Origin of the sequence: Polaribacter staleyi (assembly GCF_038024045.1) — a bacterium.
In the GTDB taxonomy this organism is placed as follows: domain Bacteria; phylum Bacteroidota; class Bacteroidia; order Flavobacteriales; family Flavobacteriaceae; genus Polaribacter; species Polaribacter butkevichii.
This window is the reverse complement of the sequence record NZ_CP150665.1, coordinates 2,585,378-2,608,883: the sequence shown is the minus strand read 5'-3', so window position 1 is coordinate 2,608,883 and position 23,506 is coordinate 2,585,378. Positions and strand designations below refer to the sequence as shown.

The window sequence follows — 23,506 nt, the reverse complement described above, 5'->3', positions numbered from 1 at the left end:
TTAATTATTTTAATTTATCAGGGTTTTTACCTAGTTTTTTAGATTCAGAAATAACTCTTCTTTCTAATTTCTTTATATCTTCTTCTGCAGGTAAGTTTTCTGGTTTAATACCTCTTTCTAATAATATTTTTCTTACAGATCTATTGTTAGTTATATGTTCTGCAGAAATACTTCTTTCGTTTCTTAAATCTTTTTCTTTAGTATTAAAGACCGTTATTTCTGTTGCAAAATCTTTTGCTTTTATAGTGATAGTTGGTAAATAATCTGCCAATGCTCTACTATTAGGAATTCCTAATTTAGCTTTCATATCTTTTGTTGATCTTCCAAATAAAGCTTGGTCTCCTTTACTTCTTATTAATCCAAAATTTTTATCGTTTCCTGTTTTTTCGTAAATTAATTCTGATAAATCCTTTTCTGAAATTGTTAGTTTTTGTCTTGCCTGTAATCGTTCCCAATCTTTAATTCTTTGTTCAATTAGCTCAAACTTTCTTGTTTGCATTGCAAAGTAATTTTGTGCAAAAGCAATACTTTCTTTTCTTGGGTCTCCATTTTGTGCAATTAAATAACAAGCATATCTTGTAAGCATTAAATCTTCTATTTCTCTTTTGGTATTAGAACCAATTTCAACCATTTTCCTGACGTCAGGAAAATGGTCAAGAATATCATTTCCAGTTATATCACAAGAAACCTTTGCCTTATTAATAACTTTTATAAAATTTTCCCATTTTGAATAACCTAATAGAATTTGCAAATCCCTTGCAAACCAAAACTCTATACCACTTTCAGTAGTTTGAGAATAGTCTTCAAAATTTTTAGTTAGACTTTGTACAATTTCTTTTTTCATCTTTTTCAATTTTTTATAAAAATACAAAAAAAGATGTGTACAAAAACAAACTCTTTTTGTAACTTGTGGCACTTATTTAAAAATAAAACAAGCAAGATTAATGGCGGCAGATAAAGAAAAAACAGCAAAGCTAAAAGCACTTCAACTTACTCTAGATAAGCTAGATAAGACTTATGGTAAAGGAGCCGTAATGAAATTAGGTGATGTAGTTACCGAAGATATAGATGCAATTTCATCTGGTTCTTTAGGGTTAGATTTAGCCTTAGGCGTAGGTGGTTATCCAAGAGGAAGAGTTATTGAAATTTACGGACCAGAATCTTCTGGTAAAACTACTTTAACGTTGCATGCAATTGCTGAAGCTCAAAAAGCTGGAGGAATTGCAGCATTTATTGATGCAGAGCACGCATTTGATAAATTTTACGCAGAAAATTTAGGAGTAGATATCGATAATTTAATTATTTCTCAACCAGATCATGGTGAGCAAGCATTAGAAATTGCAGAAAACTTAATTCGTTCTGGTGCAATTGATATTGTTGTTATTGATTCTGTGGCAGCATTAACTCCAAAATCTGAGATTGAAGGAGAAATGGGAGATTCTAAAATGGGTTTACATGCTCGTTTAATGTCTCAAGCATTACGTAAATTAACAGGTACTATTTCTAAAACAAAATGTACAGTTATATTTATTAACCAATTACGTGAAAAAATTGGTGTAATGTTTGGTAACCCAGAAACTACAACGGGTGGTAACGCATTAAAATTCTATGCTTCTGTACGTTTAGATATTAGAAGAAGAACACAACTTAAAGACGGAGATAGAGTTATTGGTAACAGTACTAAAGTTAAAGTTGTTAAAAATAAAGTAGCACCGCCTTTTCAAATTGCAGAATTTGATATTATGTACGGGCAAGGAATCTCTAAAGTTGGTGAAATTTTAGATATTGGTGTAGAATTAGGTATTGTTAAGAAAAGTGGTTCTTGGTTTAGTTACGGAGAAACAAAATTAGGTCAGGGTAGAGATGCTGTTAAAGGTTTAATTAAAGACAATCCAGAATTAGCAGAAGAACTAGAAGGTAAAATTAAGATTGCTATCGAAAATCAAGAATAAACATTAAAAGTTCTAACTATTATTATTAAACTGCTATAGAAGTAATCAATCTATAGCAGTTTTTTTATGCGTTTTCTAAAAGTATAATACAACAAACTATTTTTTATTGTGCAATATATATGTGCTTTTGCAAGACAGTGATTACTTTTATAGGTTTGTAGCATGATTCATCTAACAGAACAACTATCCTTACAAAAGATAAAAACAGAAGATTATACCAAATTGTATAATGTTATGCGTGAGGTTTACCCTTTAGCTTACAGCCATTTTTGGACAGATAATGGAGATTGGTATGTAAATTCTCAATACGCTAAAGCGCATATCTTAAAAGAATTATCCGAAGAAAATACAGCGTATTATTTTGTACTGTTTAAAGATGAAATTGTGGGTAATTTTAGAATTATTTGGGATGAAACTTTGCAAGGTTTATCCGAAGAAAAACAAGTGAAATTACACCGAATTTATCTTCATAAAAAAACACAAGGAAACGGAATTGGTAAAAAATTAGTTGCTTGGTTATCAGAAAGAGCAGTTAAAAAAGGATACAATGCCATTTGGTTAGATGCTATGGATGAACAACCACAAGCTTTTCAGTTTTATAAAAAGTTAGGGTTTGTGTATCATTCTCATACTTTTTTAGCATATGATTTATTATATAAAGAAGTACGAAAAATGAGTCAGTTATATAAAATTTTAAACCCTTAATAGTTGTTTTTTAGAGTTTAAAATATAATAATTGTAGTTTGAATATTTTATTTAATCCTTTAAAAATATATGTTTGTACTGTATATTTAGTAATTAATACTTTTTATTTATAAATTTGCAAAAGGTTTATTTTTTGAAGATGATACCTTTTAAAAAGCATAAAATGAAATATACATATATCATTATACAAGATAAAATTGATGATTTTGATGATTTAAAAACAGCTTTAGATGAATATTCTGATTATAAATTTATAGCTACAGCAACAAATTTAGAAGATGGTTTTTCTTTAATTGTGAAAGCAAAACCCAATCTTATTTTTTTAGATGTAGAAATTAATGATAGAAATTCCTTTACACTTATTCCTAAATTAAAAGAGTTTTTTACTGATTTGCCAATAATTATTATGACAACAAAACATAATTATTATGCAAAAGAAGCAGTAAACAACCAAGTTTCTTATTTTTTAAGTAAGCCAACAGAGGCTGTAGAACTAGAAAATTCATTACTATTTTTTGAAAAAGTATTTACAGAAAGACAAACACACCTTGTAGTAAAAACAGGGGCAGATATCTATCTTTTACACTATAATGAAATTTCTTTTTTACAAGCGGAAAGAAATTATACGAGTATTTTTAAAGCAAACGGAAAACGTTTTTCAACATCAAAATCTTTAAAATATTTCGAAGAAACCTTACCTAAAAAATTTATTCGTGTTCATAGAAGTTTTATTGTAAATAAAAACTGCATTGAAAGATTAAATACTAGAAAAGGACAACTCTTTTTGCAACCAGAAGATTCATTAAAAGACTTAGAAGAAAATTTTATTCCTATCGGAAAAGAATACCTACTGAAACTTAAAAACTCTTTTTCTTTTTAAAAATTATAACTCTTTTTTATCAATTATTTGGTTATAAAAAATGTTGTTAATCCTTAAAAAAATATTGTTAGTAGTTGTTTAGTGTGTTTTTATCCTAATTCATATAAATTTAAAAGAAAAGGTAGTAATTTTAAATTACTACCTTTTTAAGTATTTTAAATATTATTCTTTAGATAGAATTTTTACCAACCATAAAATTAAATAGGCTCCAAGACCTAAACCTCCAAATAAAACCAATAAGACAAATAATATTCTAATATTTTTTGCAGAAAACTGTGTTTTTGTACTTAACCATTCACATACTCCTAAAATCATAATTTTATTTTTTAATTTTTGTTAAACTCCTGTACTTCCAAAACCACCAGCACCACGTTCTGTTTCACTTAAAACAGTTACTTCTTGCCAGTTTATACGTTCGTGTTTTGCAATAATTAATTGCGCTATTCTTTCGCCATCATTTACAATAAATTCTTCATTAGATAGGTTTACTAAAATAATACCAATTTCTCCTCTGTAATCTGCATCTACAGTACCAGGAGCGTTTAAAACAGTAATTCCTTTTTTAGCAGCCAAACCACTTCTTGGTCTAACTTGAGCTTCAAAACCAACAGGTAACGCTATAAATAAGCCTGTTTTTACAATGGCTCTTTCTAAAGGTTTTAAGGTGATTGCTGTTTCAATATTTGCTCTTAAATCCATTCCTGCAGCACCTTCTGTTTCGTAATTAGGGGTTGCGTGTTTCGATTTATTAATTATTTGTACGTTCATTGTCATTATAAATTATATAAAAATGTAATTACTTCTAAAAATTCTGCTTTCCAAAAAGACTCTGTATGTGTTCCTTTTGGTGCAATTTTAGTTTTTATGTTTTCTGATGGAAAACCAAGATCTATTAAGCGTTCTGCCATATTTTCTGTGTCGGTAACCATAATAGCTTCTTCTTTATCACCGGCTAATAAATAAAGTCTTGTATTTTTTTGATTCCCATTTTCTTCTGCAAATTTAATTACTTTATTAGAAAACCAAAAAGAGGAGGAAAGTGCACCTATTTTACCAAAAACTTCTGGATGTTTTAATCCGCCATAAAAAGAAATCAATCCTCCTAAAGAGCTACCAATGATGGCTGTGTTTTCTGGAGCTGGTTTGGTTCTGTAATTTTTATCAATAAAAGGTTTTAATTCATTTATTAAAAAATCGACATAAATAGCTCCTTTTCCTCCACCATATTTTAGGTTTTTCCAAGGTGTATATTCTTCAATTCTTTTCTCTCCACCATTTTCAATCCCTACAACAATAAAGCCTTTACCCTTTTTTTTATAGAGTTCATTCAACGTTTCATCAATTCCCCATTCGCCAACAAAAGAAGTTTTGTTATCAAACAAATTCTGAGCATCGTGCATATAAATTACATCATATTTTTCTGTTGATGTAGTATAATTTGGTGGTAAATACAACCAAATTTTATGAGGAATATCGTTTAAACCATCAATAATAAATGTTTTTTGTAAAATGGAAACATTGATTGATTTTGTAGAAAGTTTTTCTGTATTTTTTGTTTCTGTAATTTCTTTTTTTACTTCAGATTTTTTGACTTTACAAGCGTTAAAAACCAGTAGTAAAATTAGAAAATATATTGATTTTATATTCATTTCTATCGTTTTAATATTTGTTTAATTTCCTCTTTTTCATTGTAATAAATCAATCCGAAGAAAAGTAAAATAGTTACTATAGAAAACCAATACTGTCCTCTAAATACTATAAAAGAAACCCACTCAAATAAAATTGAAAATATTAAATAATACGCTATTTTTTTTAATTTATAATTTACTGGATAATGCTTTTTACCAACAAAATAAGACAACACCATCATGGTACCAAATGCTATTAACGTTGCCCAAGCGGAAGCCATAAAGCCTATTTTTGGAATCATTATTAGGTTAAAAATAATGGTTATTAAGGCTCCCACAATAGAGAAATACATTCCGTATTTTGTTTTATCCGTTAGTTTATACCAAATAGATAAATTATTATAAATGCCTAAAAATAAGTTTGCTAAAAGTATGATTGGCACAATACAAAGTGCTTCAAAATATTCTGGTTTTCCTAATAAAATTTGTGCAAATAAATCTATAAAAACAACTACAATAAGCATAAAAAAGGATCCAAAAATGGTAAACCAAGTTAAAACTTTAGAATAGGTTTCTTTGGCATTTTTTTTATCAGCATTATTAAAGAAAAAAGGTTCTGCACCCAAACGAAATGCCATTATATACAAGGTCATAAAAACACCTAATTTGTAACAAGCTGCGTAAACTCCCATTTGTTTTTCACCCAAGATATCTCCTAACAAAAGTTTGTCTAGATTTTCATTGGTTACAAAAGCTAAGCTTCCAACCATTATTGGTAAACTATAGGCTAACATTCTTTTAAAAAGCGTAATATCAAACTCGAACTTAAATTTAAAAACAGATGGAAAGAGCAATCCAAAAGTAGATAAACTGGCTACAGTACCTGCAACAAAAATATGAATGACTTTTGGGTAGTTACCATAGTAATTTACAATGGTTTCTGGTAATGAAATTCCGTTTTTAATAGCATAAGGCACAAACCATAAAAAGAAAACATTTAAAATAGTAAAAACACCAATATTTATCAGTTTTATTGCTGTAAATTTTAAAGGTTTGTTAGTAACGCGTAAATATGCAAATGGTACAACTACTAGGGTATCTAGCGTAATTGTATAAACTAATAATTTAAAAAATAAAGGGTTTTTAAACCCGAAGAAAGTAGCAATTTCATTATTAAAAAATAACGCTAAAAAAAAGAAGATTAGCGTTGAAATTAACAAACTAATAAAGGATGTAGAAACTACTTTTCCTTTCTCTTTTTCCTTAGAAAAAAAACGAAAAAAAGCAGTTTCCATTCCAAAAGTTAGTAGTGCATTTAAATAGGCAGCATAAACATAATAATCTGTATTAACTGCATATTTTTCTGCATCTAATGTAGAGGTATGTAATTTAACCAAAAAGATATTAATTGCACGTGGCAAAACAGCGGCAATTCCGTATATTATGGTGTCTTTAAAAAATCGTTTTAAGGAACTCAAAAAATTAGTATTAGCATACACAAATATAATAATTCACAAATGCATTCATCATTAGATACTAATTTTCTTACTTTTGATATATAAAATGATCAATAGATGAATGAGCACAAAAAAATAGCGGTTTTTGGTGGTGGTAGTTGGGCTACGGCCATTGTAAAAATGTTGAGTGAAAACCTTGATACCATTGGTTGGTACATGAGGAGTGAGCAAGCAATTGAGCATATTAAAGAAAACGATCATAACCCAAATTATTTGCAATCTGCAGATGTGTATGCACGTCAGTTAGATTTGTCTAGTGATATTAATTACACCGTTAAAAACTACGATATACTTATTTTTGCAATTCCTTCTGCCTTTTTAATGAGCGAATTAAAGAAATTAGATACTTCTTTAGAGGGTAAAATTATTTTTTCGGCAATTAAAGGAATTGTACCAGAAACAGGTTTAATTATAGGCGAACATTTTAATAGAGAATTTAATATTCCTTTAGAAAACATAGGTGTTATTACGGGGCCTTGCCATGCAGAAGAAGTTGCTATGGAGCGATTATCATATTTAACAATTGCTTGTAAAGATGAAAATAAGGCAAAATATATAGAAAAGTCTTTGCAAAGTTGGTACATAAAAACCAAGATTTCTGATGATATTATAGGTACTGAGTATGCAGCAATGTTAAAAAATATTTATGCTGTAGCTGCTGGTATTGCACACGGTTTAGGTTATGGAGATAATTTTCAGGCAGTTTTAATGAGCAACGCAATTAGAGAAATGAAACGCTTTATTAAAAAGGTACATAAAATGAAACGTAACATTAATAACTCTGCTTATTTAGGCGATTTATTAGTTACAGGTTATTCTCTTTTTAGTAGAAATAGACAATTTGGTAACATGGTTGGTAAAGGATATACTGTTAAATCTGCACAAATGGAAATGAGTATGATTGCAGAAGGGTATTACGCTACTAAAAGTGCCTTTAAGATGAAGGAAGAAAACGGAGCAAATACGCCTATTATAGATACGGTTTATAATATTTTATATGCGAACAAAAACCCTAAAAAAGAATTTCAAAAATTGACAGATAAATTAGATTAAATGTTTAATTTTGAACATTGATATAAAATATTAAACAATTGTAATGAAAACAATACAAGAAGTTGTAGAAAGTACCATTAGAAAAACACCTTTTATAGAAGAGGCTTTAAATGAAAAGTTGATAAATGTATCTTCTTTAGCAAGAATTATTTTAGCAGATGTTTCTGCTGCTTTAAAAAAAGAAGTAAAAGTAGGTGCGGTAATGATGGCAATTAATAGGCTTTCTCCTGCAAGTGAATTGCGTATTAGAAAGAATATTAAGAAGTTAGCTTTAGATTTAGGTGATGTAATTGTACGTTCTGATCTCTGTGATTTTACCTTTAAAAATACACCTTCTTTATTACGAGAAATTGCAAAAATTCTAACAAAATCATCAGAAAATTCTGATTATTTTTTAACCGTTTCTCAAGGTATTTTCGAAACAAATATTGTTACTAGTAAAAATTTAGAACCTTTTGTTAAAGAAATTTTTGAACAAGAAATTTTAACCAATAGTATGCTAGATTTAGCTTCTATTACTATAAAATTACCTAAAGAAAATTTAGAACAATCTGGTATTTATTATTTTATTTTAAAACAACTAGCTTGGGCAGATATCTCTTTACAAGAAATTATTTCTACTACTAATGAAATGACAATTGTTGTAAATGAAGAAGATATTAACCAAACATTTGCCATTTTAATGGATATGAAATTACGTTAGTAAAATGGCAAAACAAGATCCTTATGCAGCCTTAAGAATAAAAGAATTTAATATATTTCTATTTGTTAGATTTCTCCTTGTTTTTGGTTGGTCTATGCAATTTATTGTTATTGAATGGGAAGTATATTCTCTTACAAAAGACCCTTTAAATTTAGGAATTATTGGTTTAATGGAAATTATTCCGGCATTTACAATGGCTTTATTTGCAGGTCATATTGTAGATCAAAATGAAAAAAGAAATTTATTAGCTATTTGTACGGCAGCTTTTTCATTAATTAGTTTAGGCTTATTTTTATTAACATCAGAGAGTGTAGTAGGGCATTGGTCTACAAACGCGGTTTTATACTCTATTTACGGGTTGGTTTTCTTTGGCGGCTTTTTACGTTCGTTTTTTGGGCCTACCATTTTTTCTTTAGTAGCCTTGTTAGTGCCTAAAAAAATATATCATAATGCGGCAACCTGGAGCACAAGTACCTGGAAAACAGCGTCAGTTTCTGGAGCTTTATTTGGTGGTTTTTTTATAAGTTGGATTGGTGTTGACATGACCCTTTGTTTAGTCTTTATATTGGTAATCTTATCTTTAACGTTCACTTTTTTAATTAAAAAGAAACCAATTTTAAATAAAAAGATTGGTGAGCCAATGAAAGAAAGCTTAAAAGCAGGAGTAAAGTTTGTATTTCAGAACAAAGCCATTTTAGGAGTTTTAACTTTAGACATGATTGCTGTTTTATTTGGAGGAACGGTAGCTATTTTATCTGTTTTTGCACAAGATGTACTTAAGGTGGGACCAGAAGGTTTTGGTGTTTTAAACGCCTCTATTTCTATGGGAAGTATTGTTACCATGTTTTTAACAACTTACATTCCTATCAACCGAAAAACAGGTAAAAAAATGTTGATATCTGTCTTTGTCTTCGGATTAAGTATTATTGCCTTTGGGTTGTCTTCTATTTTCTGGGTAAGTATTTTAGCTTTATTTGTAAGTGGTGCTGCAGATGGAATATCGATGGTTATTCGTCAAACTATTTTACAATTAAAAACTCCGGATGATATGAGAGGTAGAGTATCTTCTGTAAATTCTATGTTTGTGGGTTCTTCTAATGAATTAGGTGCTTTTGAAAGTGGTTTAGCAGCTAAACTATTAGGCCCTGTAGTTGCTGTTGTTTTTGGAGGAACAATGACCTTAATTACTGTAGTAGCTATTGGTGGTTTAAACCCAACTTTAAGAGAGTTAGATTTAACAGCAGAAATAGAAGCAAACGATAAAGAAGAATAAAAAAACCTGCTTTAGTAAAAAACAGGTTTTTATAAGATGCAATTTTATGGATAATTAATAGTTATCGGTGAGTGTTTTCATAAAAGAAATAAGACTCTTTTGCTCTTCTGTACTCAAATTTAAATTATCAAAAGGTAACGTTTGGTATTCTTCATAAATACCAATTCCTTTTCCACCGCCACGATTATAAAAATCTACGACTTCTTCTAATGTTGTGTATACGCCATTGTGCATATAAGGTGCTGTTTTAGCAATGTTTCTAATAGTAGGTGTTTTAAAAAAACCTTTTTTTTCTTTAGTATGAAATAAATTGTATCTACCAGGATCACTGCTAATTGTAGCATTTATAGTATCTTTTTTTTCAGGAACACCAATCAATTCTAATTCTGTATCTGTAAAATTAGGAGGCACAGTTCCGTTAAATAATGGAGGAAAATGACATGTAGCACAAGCTGCTTTTCCCATAAATAAATTAAAACCCTCTTTTTCTTGATTGGTTAACGTATTTTCTTTTCCGTTGATATTGTTATCAAACTTAGAATTAAAAGAATTTAGCGTTCTAACATAAGATGCAATAGCATGTCTAATATTAAAATCGATTCTTTTAGATTGATATAAAGTTGTTAATAAATGCTTATATTTTGTGTTTTTTTGCACCCTATTTACAATAGAATCCATAGGCAGGTTAAATTCATTGTGGTTGTTAGCAACGCCTATTATTTGCCCTTCTAAGCTTCCTGTACGAGCATCCATAAAATAAGATTGTTGATAGGCAGCGTAGGTTAAAGTAGGACTGTTTCTAATCTGTCTGCTATCAAAAGTTTTTTTACCATCCGTAAAAGCTAAATCTTTTATATGACAACTAGCACAAGCCATATTTTTATTTTTAGAAAGAATTTTATCATTAAATAACGCTTTACCAAATAATTCTTTTTGTTGTAAATGCGTGGTATCACTTTTATAATCTGTAAAATAGAATACATTAATTGCTTTCGAATTAAAAAGGGCAGAAGCGGTATTTGAGATGGCCATTTCAAAAGGAAAAGTAACGTTCCAATCTTTTTGAGTTTCTATTAATAACTTTAATTGCTTGTCTGTATTTTCTTTGATAAAAGCAAACCTATCAAATGTATCAAAATCTGTATTTAATGCTTTAATAGCCGTTTTAAAAGAGGTAATTAATTGTTGATAAACTTTTTTAGAGGTAAATTTATCTTCAAAAAATTCTACGAGTGTTATTAGCGTTTCATAAGTGTATTGACTTTCTAACAAGGATGCTTTTAATACAGGAGAATCAAATCCTGTAATTCCGGTTGTAGAAATTCTAATAATTTGATTTCTTAACAACCAAATAACATGATAATCTTTTAAGTTGATGTTTATATTTTTTTTAATTAATTTTAATCTATTACTAGTTACAGCAACTGTTTTTTTAATATTTAATGAATCTAATGTAGTATCATAAAGTAGTTCTTCTATAACTTGAAAACCAAAAGGATTTGAAATTTTTATATCTGTTAAATCTTCTTCTTGTACCTGTAAAATGTTAGGTGCGTTTAAAGATTTATAGTTGTTTTTATCTAATGAAGCTAAAATAGGTTCTATTCTTTTAAAGTGTTCACGAGCTTTTTTATAAAGAGTTTTATTGGTTGCTATTTTTTTTGAAAGAGATATAGAATCTAGTAGTGTAATACAGGTATTTAATTGTGAATCATAAAATGTTTTTATGTTTTTGTTTGTAGAAGAGATGTTTATCATTTTCTCTTCTTTTTTGCAAGCTACTAGGGTTAAAAGCAAAAGACATATACTAAAAGTATATGCCTTGGCTTTCATAAATAAGATGTTATTCATGATGTTTTTTTAAATTATCTTTCTAAACCTTTAATTAAATAAAGCATAGAACCTTCTTTTCTGTTTGCTAAATCTGGGTTTGCATTTGGGTCTGTAAAAGAAGTTCCGTCTGCAGGTTCCCATCCATGATTTTGTGTTATTACTAAGAAGTTGTTGTCACCATTGTTAACAACATCTGTTACATCTATCATCCCTGTAATTTCCCATCTACTAGAAGTCTTACCGTATCCAATACTCGCAGCTCTATTTTGATCACATTCTAAAACCGTTTTAATAGCTCCTGTAGCTAAGTTGTATTGATATAATTTAGCATATCCATGAACAGCAGTATCTAAATATCCGTTAGGATCTTCTTGTATGTATGCATAGTTTTCTGTTACTAAGATATTATCTGGAGAGTGAAAACCAGCTGCTTTACCACCAATTTTATCACCATCTAATACACAGGTAATTTTACAAGCTCCTGTTGGATCTGTTTCATTTAAAACAACTTTGTAAACACGTCCTAAAACGCTTCCTTTACCAATTAAATCTGGTTTATCACGTCCTGTAACACAGAAATAGATTTCTCTTTGGTTTGCTGCAGAGCCTCTTCTCCAGTCGATATCTTCTAATCTAGAGAATCCCATCACACCTTTTGTTTTTGCTTCTGTGTCTAAGGCTGTAATTTCTCTTTCATTTAACTCTACAAATTCTGCATTATATTCTGTTCCTTCAGCCATGTCTATTTCAAAATCAACACCAGTAGAAGTTACTTTTAAGCCATACAATTTACCTCCATCTAAATCTCCTCTATTTCCAACATACATCCCTAATTGACCAGAAGGAACTGTATTGTCTGAGTGATCATCTCCAATAAAAATAACTGTTTTGTCTGCATAAGCATCTTTACCAATTGGTACTGCATTTTCTGTAGACCATTGTCCTAAAGCAGACAATAATTCTCCTGTACTAGCATCATCAGGACTTTTTGTAGGGTCTGTTAAAAACACACCTTTTGATGCTCCTCCCCATTCACCACCAGATAAATACAAAGGACCAAATCCATGTTCTTCCTGACTGATTAATGTTCCTGAACATTGTGCTGTTTGAGCCGTAGCTGTTGCATTTAGGATATATTCTCCATGAAATGGTCTTAAATTTTTATTTAATAAAATACGTGCTATCGAATAATCTGCTTCAATATTATTAATTAAAGTAAAGGTATCATCTCCGTTGTTAATTAAACCTGCACCATCAGCCATAGATCCGTATACGAAATCTGGAGTATTTGGTATTACGTCTTCAGAAGTTAATAAAGGAGTAATTTTTAAGTGTAAAAAATCGTTTGTAACTTTTAAGAGACTAGGTGATTTTGAAGTTGCTAAGAAAACAGACGCGTCTTTACCATTTTCTCCGTTAATTCCGTCTTTTCCATCAACACCATCAATACCGTCAATACCATCTTTTCCATCTTCTGGTTCACAGCTTATTAATATTGTACTAGTGGCTGCCATCATAAAAAGTGCAATTACTAGTTTAAAATAATTTTTCATAATTCTAATTTAAGTTTTGTTGTTAATTTTTGACAAAACTATTCTTTGAATGTATGAAAGGCGTTAAATTAATAAGGTTGTATGATTAACTTATAGTTAGTTTAAAGTTATTAAGGTTAAAAAATTTTTAAGCTTTATGAACAGCTTTTATAGTTTACAATTAATTTGTATTTCTGTTTTTAAGGCATAAAAAAACCGTTTATCAGTTGTGTTGATAAACGGTTATAGAAGTTTATTATTTTTCTTCTGTTATGGCTGTAATAGATTTAACAGTTTCTTTTTCGTCTGTAGGATTGCCATCTTCATCTAAAAGATCAATTTCTTTATTTACCCAAGTAATATTAAATTTCTTTCCAATCAATTCATCTTCATACAAAGAAAGCTCTATATTTTCATCTAAGTCGTAAAATAAAAACGGAACATTCTTATCATCTACAAATTTAAAATATTCAGTTTCTGTAAGTCCTTTAAAAGTAGCAATAATTTTGCTTGATGTTTCTTGAGCAGAAATTGTATTTACAGCAATAGTTAAGGTAATAAACAGCACGAATGCTGATGCATATAATTTTTTCATGATTTTTAATTTTAAGGTTATTTTTTAATAAATATAGTAGCTCGCTCTTTTTCCTAAAAGAACCTGCTTTTGTTTTGAAGTACTCGAAACTATATTTTCATAAGCCTTAAAATTACTGATATGTGTATATCAAATATACATTTTTTTTCGATTGAAAATTAAATTTGATATTTATTTTTCATTCAACAAATAATTATTTTTAAACACTCGTTTTTGTTGTTTATTACGTTGATATTAAGTGTATTAAATTCTATGTGTTTTTTTATTAAAGTTGCTGTATAACCTGTTTTAGCTTGATAAATAGGGTTAGAATATTATGAATATCATTTTATAAATTTAATTTAAAGTAATTTTCTTATAAGAAAACACTACCTATATTTAAGTTATAAAGGTGGATCAAAAAGATGATAAAATACTATTTTGCTGCTTTAATAGATAATATGGTTTTTACAACAATTTTAGAACCTGTTTTTTGCCCTACCGAATTGTATTCATCTACAAGTTTCTTTTTCCAAGTAAGTGTAAATTTTTTATTTATTTTACTATCATCTTCTTTTTCAAAATCTACATTTTTTTGTACATCATAAAATAAATATTCTACATTATTAGCATCTACAAATTTATAGTCTTGATTTTCTGTAGGACCAACATAAGTTGCAACTAATGTATGTACTGTTTCTTGAAACGTAATTTTTTTTGCAGAAAAAGAGATAGTAATAAATAAGATAACAGCCGTGGTATAAAACGTTTTCATAATTTTTAAATTTAAGTTTATTGTAAATTATAAATATTTTAAATACGCTTTTTGGGAGAAAGAAGTTATTTAAATAGAAAAGCGTAAAAAGTATAAATTCATAAGCGTAATAATTATATTAAGATCACTCAAATATAAACTATTTTTTTATTGAAAACCAGTATTAAGTTTAAATTGTTGCACTTTAATTATTCTGATGTTCAGTGTATTGGGTGATTAAAATACTGTTGAAAAATAAAGACCTCACAGACTTTTTACAATCTATGAGGTTTTTAAATTTGTATTTGAAAAACAATATTTTACTTAAAAGTAGTAGCCAATTGTATTTTTTCTTCTAGTTCTTTTAGATGTTTTTCTGTTGTTTTTTCGTTCCAAGAAAAATAGTTTTTAAACTCATTAAGCACATACTCTTTGTATAAAAATACACTGCGTGCATCAAAAAATAAACGTCCGGTTCTGCGCATAAAAAAATCGGTGGGAGTACAGGTCATTTCATAATTTATGGTAAACCAAACTTCTGCTTTCATCATTTTTTCTTGCATGTTATCATGCATTAAATCATCAAACTTTTGTAAAATAATATCTGTTTGTTTTCCATAATTATGCACTAAATATTCTGCATCTTTTCTATCGAAATCTACTTCTGCAATTCTATTCTGGATAGCGTCTGTATAACTTTGTACTTCTTGGTAATTATTAAAAGCTCCACCAGAAAGAGCTATTTTTTTTGTTTTTATATCCTCAAACTTTGTGTCGAATCTTCGTTCGTATTTTTTGGCAACCAAATCTACAATACGTTCTGCCATTTTTCTATAACCGGTTAATTTTCCGCCTGCAATAGAAATTAATTCTGTATCAGAAACAAAAATTTCATCTTTTCTAGATAGTTCTGAAGAAGACTTTCCTTCTTCGTGTATTAAAGGTCTTAAACCTGCCCAAGAGGACTCAATATCATCTAATGATAAATTGATGTCTGGAAACATATTATTTACCGCAGAAATCAAATAAGTGGCATCTACTAAATTAGTTTCTACATTGTTTTTATCTAGTTGATAATTGGTGTCTGTAGTACCAAAATAAGTAACTTTTCCACGCGGAATGGCAAACATCATACGACCATCTGGTATATCAAAATAAACCGATTGTTTTACCGGTAATTTATTATGTGCAACTACCAAATGAACTCCTTTGGTTAAATGTAATCGTTTTCCTGTTTTAGAATGATTGGTTTGTCTTAAATCATCTACCCAAGGTCCTGTTGCATTTACAACATACTTTGCTTTTATATCAAAATCAGTATTAGAAATTGTGTCTTTTACGGATGCTCCAACAACCCTATTATCTTCATAAATAAATTGTGTGGCTTCTGTATAATTTAAAATTTTAGCCTCGTAATCTAACGCTGTTTTTAGTACTTCTATGGTTAAACGGGCATCATCGGTTCTGTATTCTGCATAATAACCAGCGCCATTTAAAATACTTTCTGGCAACAAAGGTTCTTTTTCTAAAGCTTCTTCTTTTTCTAACATTTTACGTTTGTCTTCTCCTTCTACAGAAGCTAAAATATCATAGACTTTTAGTCCGATAGACGTTAACCAAGAACCATAGGTTCCGCCTTCAATTAAAGGTAAAATCATTTTTTCTGGAACCACCAAATGAGGTGCTAAATCATGCACAATGGCGCGTTCTGTACCCACTTCTTTTACCAACCAAAAATCGAATTGTTTTAAGTAGCGCAAACCACCATGAATTAGTTTTGTAGATTTACTAGAAGTACCAGAAGCAAAGTCGTTTTTTTCTATTAAAGCCACTTTCATTCCTCTAGAAGCAGCATCTAAAGCAATACCTGCACCTGTAATTCCACCACCAATAATTAAAACATCAAATTCTATAGTTTGTAAATCTTTGGTAATATTTTCTCTATTGAAGTAAGAAAAGTTGCTCATAATTAAAATTGAATTTCTTTAAATAATAATCAGTATCGATTATTTGTTAGCAAAGTACAAAAAAGCAAAACATTCATTTTATCTTTTTAGTTTTTTTTAATTGCCTTTTCTACATCATTTGTTTTATATTTATAAAAAAACAAAATGGCAATTTTAGATTTATATTCTAAAGGAAAACACCAACAAGAAATAGGACATTTTGCAAATATTGTAAAAATTGCAAAAGTAGATGGTGAAATTACCGATGATGAAAAAGAATTATTAATTAGAATGGGGAAAAACTTAAACTTAACATTAGATGAGTTTGCAGTTATTCTTAATAATCCGGAAAAATTTCCAATAAATGCACCTGTCAGTTATAATGATAGAATAGAACGTTTACACCGTTTAACAAAAATGATTTTGGTAGATGGTAACGCTAAATTAATAGAAGTTCAATTGATGAGAAAAATTGCTGTTGGCCTACATTTTTCTACGGATAATGCAGAAAAAGTATGCGACGAAGCTATTCATTTAGTTTTAAATGAGAATAGTTTAGAAGATTTTACCGCGGCTATTAAAAAAGTACATAATTTTTAATTGCAAACAATTCACAAATTAGAGCTGTGGTTGTCCTGGATGGACGATCTTGCAGAGCAAGATTATGTGGTTATTGATGATTTTATAGACAACAACCTTTATAAAGAAATTAAAAACTTCCTTTTTAAAAACATAGATGTTTTTGATAAAGCAGGTATTGGTTCTCTTAACCAACACACAATAAAAAAAACCATTCGTGGCGATAAAACCTATTGGTTAAATAAAGAACGAGATACAATTCTTAAAGATTTTTGGAATTTATTAGAAGAAACAAAAAGCACGTTAAATAGGTATTGTTATCTAAGTTTATCTGGGCAAGAATTTCATTTAGCTCATTATCCTTCTGGAGGTTATTATAAAAGGCATTTAGATCAATTTGAAGGTAGAAATAATAGAATGATTTCTATGATTATTTACCTAAATGATAATTGGGAAACAGAAAATGGTGGACAATTAGAAATTTTAGATAAAGATAAAAAATTGCAATTAGTAGAACCTATTGCAAAAAGATGTGTTTTATTTAAAAGTGATAAAGTTCCACATGCTGTTTTAAAATCTTTTAAAGACAGATATAGTTTAACAGGTTGGTTGCTTTATCAACCAATAGGTTTAGGACCATTATTAGGTTAATTATAGGTTTCTTTTTTATAAGTTACAGAAATACTAATAATATTAGTCTAAAATTTTTGTTGGTAAACCATCAATACTGGTTTGGTTTTTATCTTGCCAGTATTGTGCTATACCTTCTTTACCTTGCTCTGTTGCCCAATCATTCAGCTCGTTTCTTTCTCCTTTATATTCCATAAACGGAATAGACATTCCGCAAGAGGTTTGTGCAGATGTTATAGTAATATCAAAAATCTGACGCGTTCCTGGAGTTTCTGGAAACAGCGTAATTAACTCATTCCAAGTAGCATCACCTTCTTTAATTTCTTTCCCTTTTCCGTACAAACGCAAAATATTTGGTGCACCTTCAAAAGCACAAAACATCATGGTAATTCTGTCGTTTTCTAATAAATGAGCAGCAGTTTCGTTTCCACTTCCAGTAACATTTAACCATAAAACACGGTTTTCACTTACAACTCTAAAAGAATCCATACCTTTTGGCGATAAATTAATTCTACCAGAATTTGGTGCAGTAGCAACAAAGAATATTTTTTGTGCTTCAATAAATTTTTGAAGTCTTGAGGTTATTTTTGTATAAAATTTAGACATATAAGGTTTCTTTTTAAGTGGACAATTTACAAAATATCGATTGATAAAATGTTTTATAAATTACTACCTTGTAACCAAATTAAAATTTCTCTTTATGGAATATGGATTTCTATCAGTAATACCACCAATTGTGGCCATTATTTTAGCCTTAAAAACCAAGCAAGTATACATTGCGCTATTATTTGGTATTTGGTTTTCTTGGTTAATCATAGAAGGATGGAATCCGTTAGCGGGAACGTTAGCAATGATTGAAGGAATGTTAAACGTTTTTCAGTCTAAAGGAAATACAAGAACCATAATGTTTAGTGCTTTAGTTGGCGCTTTGTTAATTTTTATTCAGTTTTCTAGAGGAGTAGAAGGTTTTATCAATATTATAAATAGAAGATTAGTAAAACTAGAAAATAAAAAAACAGGTTATAGTAGAATAATGGTGCAAGTTTTAGCAACAGTAACCGGTTTATTACTGTTTGTAGAAACAAGTATTAGCTCTTTAACCGTAGGTACTTTATACCGTCCTATTTTCGATAAATTAGGCATTCCAAGAGAAAAATTAGCATACATAGCAGATTCTAGTTCTGCACCATCATCCATATTAATACCTTTTAATGCTTGGGGCGCTTTTATAATGGGTCTTTTATTAACACAAGGAATAGACAAGCCTTTTGCAATGATGATGAGTTCTATTAAATATAACTTTTACCCATTAATTGCCATTGTAACTGTTTTCATTATCATTTTTACCAAAAAAGATTTTGGACCAATGAAACAGGCTGAAAAGAGAACCAAAGAAACAGGCGAGTTAATGAACGAAGGCTCTACACCAATGGTTTCAGATGAAATTACCTCATTTCCGCCAAAAGAAGGCATTCCTGCAAGAGCATATAATATGATTGTGCCGCTTTTAACCATGGTTTTAATGATGCCAATTAACTTAGTTTACACAGGTTGGAATGAGGTTAAAGAATTTACATCAACCTTAGATCATATACAACAAGCAATTGGTGCAGGTTCTGGTTCTTCATCCGTTTTATACGCTGTAATTACGGCACTTTTAGTGGCAATTGTAATGTATATGATTCAAGGATTTTTAAAGCCAAAAGAAGCTATTAATTTAACCTTAAAAGGAATTAGCGAGTTAATGCCATTAGCGTTATTAATGCTGTTAGCATTTGCTATTGGAGACGCTTGTAAAGTATTAGATACAGGAAACTATGTGGCAAATGTTACAGAAAGTTGGTTGTCGCCAGAACTGTTACCGGCGGTTGTTTTTATAGTTAGTTCTTTCATCGCATTTTCTACAGGAACATCTTGGGGAACCTTTGCAATTATGCTGGCAATTTCTATACCTATGGCAAATATTCATGGGGCAGATGCAACTATTGTAGTGGCTGCAACTTTAGGTGGCGGAATTTTTGGAGACCATTGCTCGCCAATTTCAGACACTTCTATTATCTCTTCCATGGCATCTGCAAGTGATCATATAGACCACGTAAAAACGCAATTACCTTATGCTTTAGTTGGTGGCGCAATTACTGTAATTATGTACTTGGTTATCGGTTTTATGGGGTAGTAGGGTAGCATTTGGTAGAAAAGACTAAAACTAAAAAGTAAATATTAAACTAGAAATATGCATTTAGAAAAGTTAACTTTAAGTCATTTCATTTTAACTTTCATAATTATTTTATCTTTTAGTAGTTGTACAAAAGAAGACATTTGTACAAAAGAAATTAATGTGCCTATTTGGAATGAAGAAGCTCAAATATTTGAAGATAATTTTCAAGATTTCCCTTGTGATTTTAATGGAATAACTAAAAGTGTATCAGAGTTTACTCTAAATGAAAAAAAAATACTTTTACTAAATTTAAAAAATAAAAAGACTACAGAAATTTCAGTACAATCTCCTGCTTATTAAACAACAAAGTTATGTCATTGCGAGGAAGAATGACGAAGCAATCTGTTTAATCAAATAAAGATTTTTTTAAACTTTCAGTTTATAATAATTTGGGCGTTACCACAAGGGTCGCGCTTTTCACTATATCTTTTTGTAAAAAACAAAAAGGATGCCGTTGCAATCGCTAACGCGGGCGTATTTGTTAACAATTTGTCATTTCGAAAAGAGCTTTTTTAGGCGATTGAGAAATCTCACATTCAATTTGTCTTTTCGATCTTTTGGGAGAAATCACATAAAGTATGTAAATATTGTTATGTTATCAGTGCCATGAGATTTCTCAGTACTTCTAAATGACAAGTTTTATGGCTCGGTGTTGCGGGATCACTGTTATGAGATTTCTCCTGTCGTCGAAATGACAAGTAGTGTGAGTTGTTTTATGGTTTCACTGTTGTGTGACTTCGCATTATTTTGAAGTAACAATTTGTTTTTTTTAAGTTTGATGTACTTATTAACACAATCAGTAACCCATACAGCTTGTCATTTCGAAAAGAGCTTTTTTAGGCGATTGAGAAATCTCACATTCAATTTGTCTTTTCGATCTTTTGGGAGAAATCACATAAAGTATGTAAATATTGTTATGTTATCACTGCCATGAGATTTCTCAGTACTTCGAAATGACAAGTTTTATGGCTCGGTGTTGCGGGATCACTGTTATGAGATTTCTCCTATCGTCTAAATGACAAGTAGTGTGTGTCGTTTTATGGTTTCACTGTTGTGTGACTTCGTATTATTTCTAAGTGATAATTTTGATTTTTTTTAAGTTTGATACAGTTACTAACACAATCAACAACGTACAGCTTGTCATTTCGAAATGAGCTTTTTAGAGCGATTGAGAAATCTCATAATCTTTTGAATTAAGAGGCTTCTATCTTCTATTTTATCGGAATGATACCTAGAAATTGTGTGTGCTTAATGAAGAAAAAATTGAATTTGTAAAATAGGATGATATCCTCAAAACTTTACTTACTCCGCTAAAATACCACGCTTTTTAATTTCATCAATCATACGTAAAGCACCTTCTTTAACGGTGTTTTCTTTAAAGAAAAATGTTTTTTCGTGTAAAGTGTTTCCTTCAAAAAAAGAAACCTGAAAACGGTTATTTAACTTGAATAATTCTGGTTGAATAAATTCAATTTTAGCAAAAGAATTTGCGGGTAGTTTGTCTAACTTTTTACGCAACAAAGAAGTAGTTTTTGTATCAGAAAAACCCTGAGAAACAATGACCATCATTTCTAAGTCTACTTTCTTATTATTAATAATATACACATTCCAATCATCTGTTTTGTACAAATCATTGTATTCATAAACAACAGCCATTTCTACGTCTGTAACTTCTGGTATGTGAATGTCTTTTTTCATAAAAAATAATTAAGTAAATAATTTTTTTGTGTCTTTGTAATTTGGTGTGATAAAACCTCGTAAATTATTTAGAATAAGATGCTCAAAAACCACCTCGAGACCATAAATTTCAAAAAGATTTTTAGGATTAAAAACAAAGTCTTTAATTCTTGTAAAATACAAATCGCAAAACAAATCTACGTTTAAACTTTTGCGAAGATACTCTTTTTCTATAGCCTCTTCAAGCAAAGGTTTTAAGTTGTTTTTTATAAAGTTGTCTTTAAAATCTTTAAAAACAGTGTCTGCATTGTGGTAATATTTCTTAATTCCGTATAAAAATGTAGGCTGAAAATAGTTTAAATATTGAAAACTATTTTTCTGAATTAAGAGAATTCTTTCTATAGGATCTTCTGTGTTTTTTAGAATTTTATCTACTTCGTGTAAATATTTATCTACAATAAAACGAACCCCTTTAGAAATGAGTTCGTCTTTATTTTTAAAGTGTTTGTAGATGGTTTTTTTAGAAATACCAAGTTCAGAAGCAAGCTGATTCATAGAAAAACGCTTGCTTCCAAATTTGATAAAGTTGGTAATAGAACACTCTAAAAGTTCTTGTTTACTAACCATTTTAGTTTATTTTAAACCACCTCCTAAAGCTTCATAAAGGTTAACAACAGATTGTAATTGTTGTAATCTGCTACCAATTACTTTAATTTCAGAGCTTAATGCACTTTGTCTAGCCGTTAATAAGTCTAAATAAGTGGCATATCCATTTTTTAATAATTCTTCAGAATTTTTTTCTGCTTTGCGTAAAGCTTCTACTTCGTTTTGTAAGAATTCATACTTTTTGTTTTCAGAATTGTAAGAATAGAGTGCATTAGAAACTTCGTTACCTGCAACTAATAAAGTCTTTTTAAAGTTTAGTAGTGCTTGTTCTTGTTGTGCAATAGCAACTTCTTTTTGTGTTTTTAATTTTCGTTTATTAAAAATAGGTTGTGTTAACCCCCCAACAATATTCGCAAATAATGAATTTGCGTTAAATAATTTATCAAAATCTAAACTTTGCAACCCACCAGAGGCAGTTAAAGTTAAAGAAGGATATAAACTACTTCTAGCAACATTTGTTAACTCGAAAGCACTAATTAATCCATATTCTGCAGCCATCACATCTGGTCGGTTGCTTAATAATTGAGAAGCAACCCCTAATTTCATTTCAGAATTTATGGTTTGTTGGTCTAAACTACTTCTCTTAATTTGTTGAGGTGCTTTACCTAACAAAATACCTAGTGTATTTTCTGCTTTAAAAAGAGCCACTTGTAAATCTATTTCTAATGCTTTAGCGTTATTGTATTGTGCAATATTTTGATCTACTGCTACCTGATTTGTTAAACCAGCCTCTTTTAAAGCGATAATAGTTTCTACTCCTTTTTTTCTAGTTTTAATAGATGTTTTGGTAATTTCTAACTGTGCATCTAAAGCCAAAATAGTGTAATATGTATTTGCAATACTAGAAATTAGTTGCGTTTTTACGGCTTGATGTCCTGCTACACTTTGTAAAAAAGCAGCTTGTGTTGCACGTTTATTACTACGTATTTTTCCCCAAATATCAGCTTCCCAAGAAAGTGAAGCGGTAATATCATACTGGTCTGTAGATGTATTTGTTAAAAAAGCACCAAACTGACTGTTTTTAGACAATTCTTGATGTGTAAGATTTGGACCAACACTTAAAGTTGGTAAATAACCTGCTTTACCTTGTTTTGCATAGGCTTCAGCTGCAACTATTTGTTGTATTGCAATTCTAATATCCATATTGTTTTGCAATCCTTCTTCTATGTATTGCTGTAAATAGGTATCGGTAAACAAGGTTTTCCAAGATACATCTGCCATAGATATACTATCTGATGGCAAATTATCTGTTCTGTACAAGTTTTCTGTTTCTGTAATTTCTGGTCTTGTATACTCTTTGGCAACAAAACAACTTTGTAACGTAAAAGCCATTACAGCTACTACGACTCCTTTTTGAAGGTTTTTGTTTTTTATAATTGAGATCAT

The 23,506-nt window shown here is 29.6% G+C and carries 24 protein-coding genes; 10 read left to right on the top strand and 14 right to left on the bottom strand.

The features are described 5' to 3' along the window. Positions 1-4: 4 nt before the first annotated feature. Positions 5-844, bottom strand: coding sequence for a DNA damage-inducible protein D (gene dinD / locus WHD07_RS11235; protein ID WP_343328459.1), 840 nt, complete (start codon positions 842-844; stop codon positions 5-7). A 100-nt stretch (positions 845-944) separates the two neighbouring features. Here dinD and recA point away from each other — a divergent pair, with 100 nt between their 5' ends. The 3 genes from recA (at position 945) to WHD07_RS11220 (ending at position 3,537) form a co-directional block, all read left to right on the top strand. Further along, entirely contained in the window at positions 945-1,952 is a 1,008-nt protein-coding gene (gene recA, locus WHD07_RS11230; protein ID WP_105049694.1) for a recombinase RecA, read from the top strand. A gap of 162 nt (positions 1,953-2,114) precedes the next feature. After that, positions 2,115-2,657 carry a GNAT family N-acetyltransferase gene (locus WHD07_RS11225; RefSeq protein WP_343328458.1) on the top strand — a complete coding sequence of 181 codons (543 nt, stop codon included), beginning with the start codon at positions 2,115-2,117 and terminating at the stop codon, positions 2,655-2,657. Between the two features lie 163 nt (positions 2,658-2,820). After that, entirely contained in the window at positions 2,821-3,537 is a 717-nt protein-coding gene (locus WHD07_RS11220) for a LytTR family DNA-binding domain-containing protein (RefSeq protein ID WP_343328457.1), read from the top strand. Positions 3,538-3,699: 162 nt separating this feature from the next. On the opposite strand, the gene WHD07_RS11215 is transcribed toward WHD07_RS11220, so the two are convergent. From WHD07_RS11215 to WHD07_RS11200, 4 genes are read right to left on the bottom strand one after another with little or no spacing between them, the layout of a single operon-like run. Then, complete coding sequence (locus WHD07_RS11215) at positions 3,700-3,852, bottom strand: PspC domain-containing protein (RefSeq protein ID WP_105049697.1); 153 nt, start codon at positions 3,850-3,852, stop codon at positions 3,700-3,702. 21 nt (positions 3,853-3,873) lie between these two features. Continuing rightward, positions 3,874-4,305 carry a dUTP diphosphatase gene (dut, locus tag WHD07_RS11210; RefSeq protein WP_343328456.1) on the bottom strand — a complete coding sequence of 144 codons (432 nt, stop codon included), beginning with the start codon at positions 4,303-4,305 and terminating at the stop codon, positions 3,874-3,876. A 5-nt stretch (positions 4,306-4,310) separates the two neighbouring features. Beyond that, on the bottom strand, positions 4,311-5,186 hold the full coding sequence (locus WHD07_RS11205) for an alpha/beta hydrolase (RefSeq protein ID WP_343328455.1): 876 nt from the start codon (positions 5,184-5,186) through the stop codon (positions 4,311-4,313). Between the two features lie 2 nt (positions 5,187-5,188). Further along, positions 5,189-6,643: an oligosaccharide flippase family protein gene (locus WHD07_RS11200; protein ID WP_343328454.1), complete on the bottom strand. Its 1,455-nt coding sequence runs from the start codon at positions 6,641-6,643 to the stop codon at positions 5,189-5,191. A gap of 96 nt (positions 6,644-6,739) precedes the next feature. Here WHD07_RS11200 and WHD07_RS11195 point away from each other — a divergent pair, with 96 nt between their 5' ends. The 3 genes from WHD07_RS11195 to WHD07_RS11185 are packed head-to-tail and all read left to right on the top strand — an operon-like array spanning position 6,740 to position 9,711. Then, on the top strand, positions 6,740-7,735 hold the full coding sequence (locus WHD07_RS11195) for an NAD(P)H-dependent glycerol-3-phosphate dehydrogenase (RefSeq protein ID WP_343328453.1): 996 nt from the start codon (positions 6,740-6,742) through the stop codon (positions 7,733-7,735). A gap of 43 nt (positions 7,736-7,778) precedes the next feature. Beyond that, positions 7,779-8,438: a hypothetical protein gene (locus tag WHD07_RS11190; RefSeq protein ID WP_105049701.1), complete on the top strand. Its 660-nt coding sequence runs from the start codon at positions 7,779-7,781 to the stop codon at positions 8,436-8,438. 4 nt (positions 8,439-8,442) lie between these two features. Continuing rightward, positions 8,443-9,711, top strand: a complete 1,269-nt coding sequence (locus WHD07_RS11185; protein ID WP_105049702.1) for an MFS transporter — start codon at positions 8,443-8,445, stop codon at positions 9,709-9,711. Positions 9,712-9,765: 54 nt separating this feature from the next. On the opposite strand, the gene WHD07_RS11180 is transcribed toward WHD07_RS11185, so the two are convergent. The 5 genes from WHD07_RS11180 to WHD07_RS11160 form a co-directional block, all read right to left on the bottom strand. Next, on the bottom strand, positions 9,766-11,469 hold the full coding sequence (locus tag WHD07_RS11180; protein WP_343328452.1) for a cytochrome-c peroxidase: 1,704 nt from the start codon (positions 11,467-11,469) through the stop codon (positions 9,766-9,768). A gap of 107 nt (positions 11,470-11,576) precedes the next feature. Further along, complete coding sequence (locus tag WHD07_RS11175; protein WP_343328451.1) at positions 11,577-13,097, bottom strand: alkaline phosphatase PhoX; 1,521 nt, start codon at positions 13,095-13,097, stop codon at positions 11,577-11,579. A 235-nt stretch (positions 13,098-13,332) separates the two neighbouring features. Then, positions 13,333-13,671 (bottom strand): hypothetical protein, encoded by a 339-nt coding sequence (locus WHD07_RS11170; protein WP_343328450.1) that lies wholly within the window; start codon positions 13,669-13,671, stop codon positions 13,333-13,335. Between the two features lie 415 nt (positions 13,672-14,086). Then, positions 14,087-14,425 (bottom strand): hypothetical protein, encoded by a 339-nt coding sequence (locus WHD07_RS11165; protein ID WP_343328449.1) that lies wholly within the window; start codon positions 14,423-14,425, stop codon positions 14,087-14,089. A 299-nt stretch (positions 14,426-14,724) separates the two neighbouring features. Further along, positions 14,725-16,371, bottom strand: a complete 1,647-nt coding sequence (locus WHD07_RS11160; RefSeq protein ID WP_343328448.1) for a glycerol-3-phosphate dehydrogenase/oxidase — start codon at positions 16,369-16,371, stop codon at positions 14,725-14,727. 144 nt (positions 16,372-16,515) lie between these two features. Here WHD07_RS11160 and WHD07_RS11155 point away from each other — a divergent pair, with 144 nt between their 5' ends. Next, a complete protein-coding gene (locus WHD07_RS11155) occupies positions 16,516-16,950 on the top strand; it encodes a TerB family tellurite resistance protein (protein ID WP_343328447.1) in 435 nt (144 codons plus the stop codon). 39 nt (positions 16,951-16,989) lie between these two features. Continuing rightward, positions 16,990-17,580, top strand: a complete 591-nt coding sequence (locus tag WHD07_RS11150) for a 2OG-Fe(II) oxygenase (protein ID WP_343328446.1) — start codon at positions 16,990-16,992, stop codon at positions 17,578-17,580. Positions 17,581-17,622: 42 nt separating this feature from the next. On the opposite strand, the gene WHD07_RS11145 is transcribed toward WHD07_RS11150, so the two are convergent. Next, entirely contained in the window at positions 17,623-18,165 is a 543-nt protein-coding gene (locus WHD07_RS11145; RefSeq protein ID WP_343328445.1) for a pyridoxamine 5'-phosphate oxidase family protein, read from the bottom strand. A 94-nt stretch (positions 18,166-18,259) separates the two neighbouring features. On the opposite strand from WHD07_RS11145, the gene WHD07_RS11140 reads away from it, so the two are divergent. Then, positions 18,260-19,735 carry a Na+/H+ antiporter NhaC family protein gene (locus tag WHD07_RS11140; protein ID WP_343328444.1) on the top strand — a complete coding sequence of 492 codons (1,476 nt, stop codon included), beginning with the start codon at positions 18,260-18,262 and terminating at the stop codon, positions 19,733-19,735. Positions 19,736-19,792: 57 nt separating this feature from the next. Further along, complete coding sequence (locus WHD07_RS11135; RefSeq protein ID WP_343328443.1) at positions 19,793-20,077, top strand: hypothetical protein; 285 nt, start codon at positions 19,793-19,795, stop codon at positions 20,075-20,077. 1,002 nt (positions 20,078-21,079) lie between these two features. On the opposite strand, the gene WHD07_RS11130 is transcribed toward WHD07_RS11135, so the two are convergent. From WHD07_RS11130 to WHD07_RS11120, 3 genes are read right to left on the bottom strand one after another with little or no spacing between them, the layout of a single operon-like run. After that, on the bottom strand, positions 21,080-21,475 hold the full coding sequence (locus WHD07_RS11130) for a hypothetical protein (RefSeq protein ID WP_343328442.1): 396 nt from the start codon (positions 21,473-21,475) through the stop codon (positions 21,080-21,082). A gap of 9 nt (positions 21,476-21,484) precedes the next feature. Further along, complete coding sequence (locus WHD07_RS11125) at positions 21,485-22,081, bottom strand: TetR/AcrR family transcriptional regulator (protein ID WP_343328441.1); 597 nt, start codon at positions 22,079-22,081, stop codon at positions 21,485-21,487. 6 nt (positions 22,082-22,087) lie between these two features. Beyond that, positions 22,088-23,506: an efflux transporter outer membrane subunit gene (locus tag WHD07_RS11120; protein WP_343328440.1), complete on the bottom strand. Its 1,419-nt coding sequence runs from the start codon at positions 23,504-23,506 to the stop codon at positions 22,088-22,090.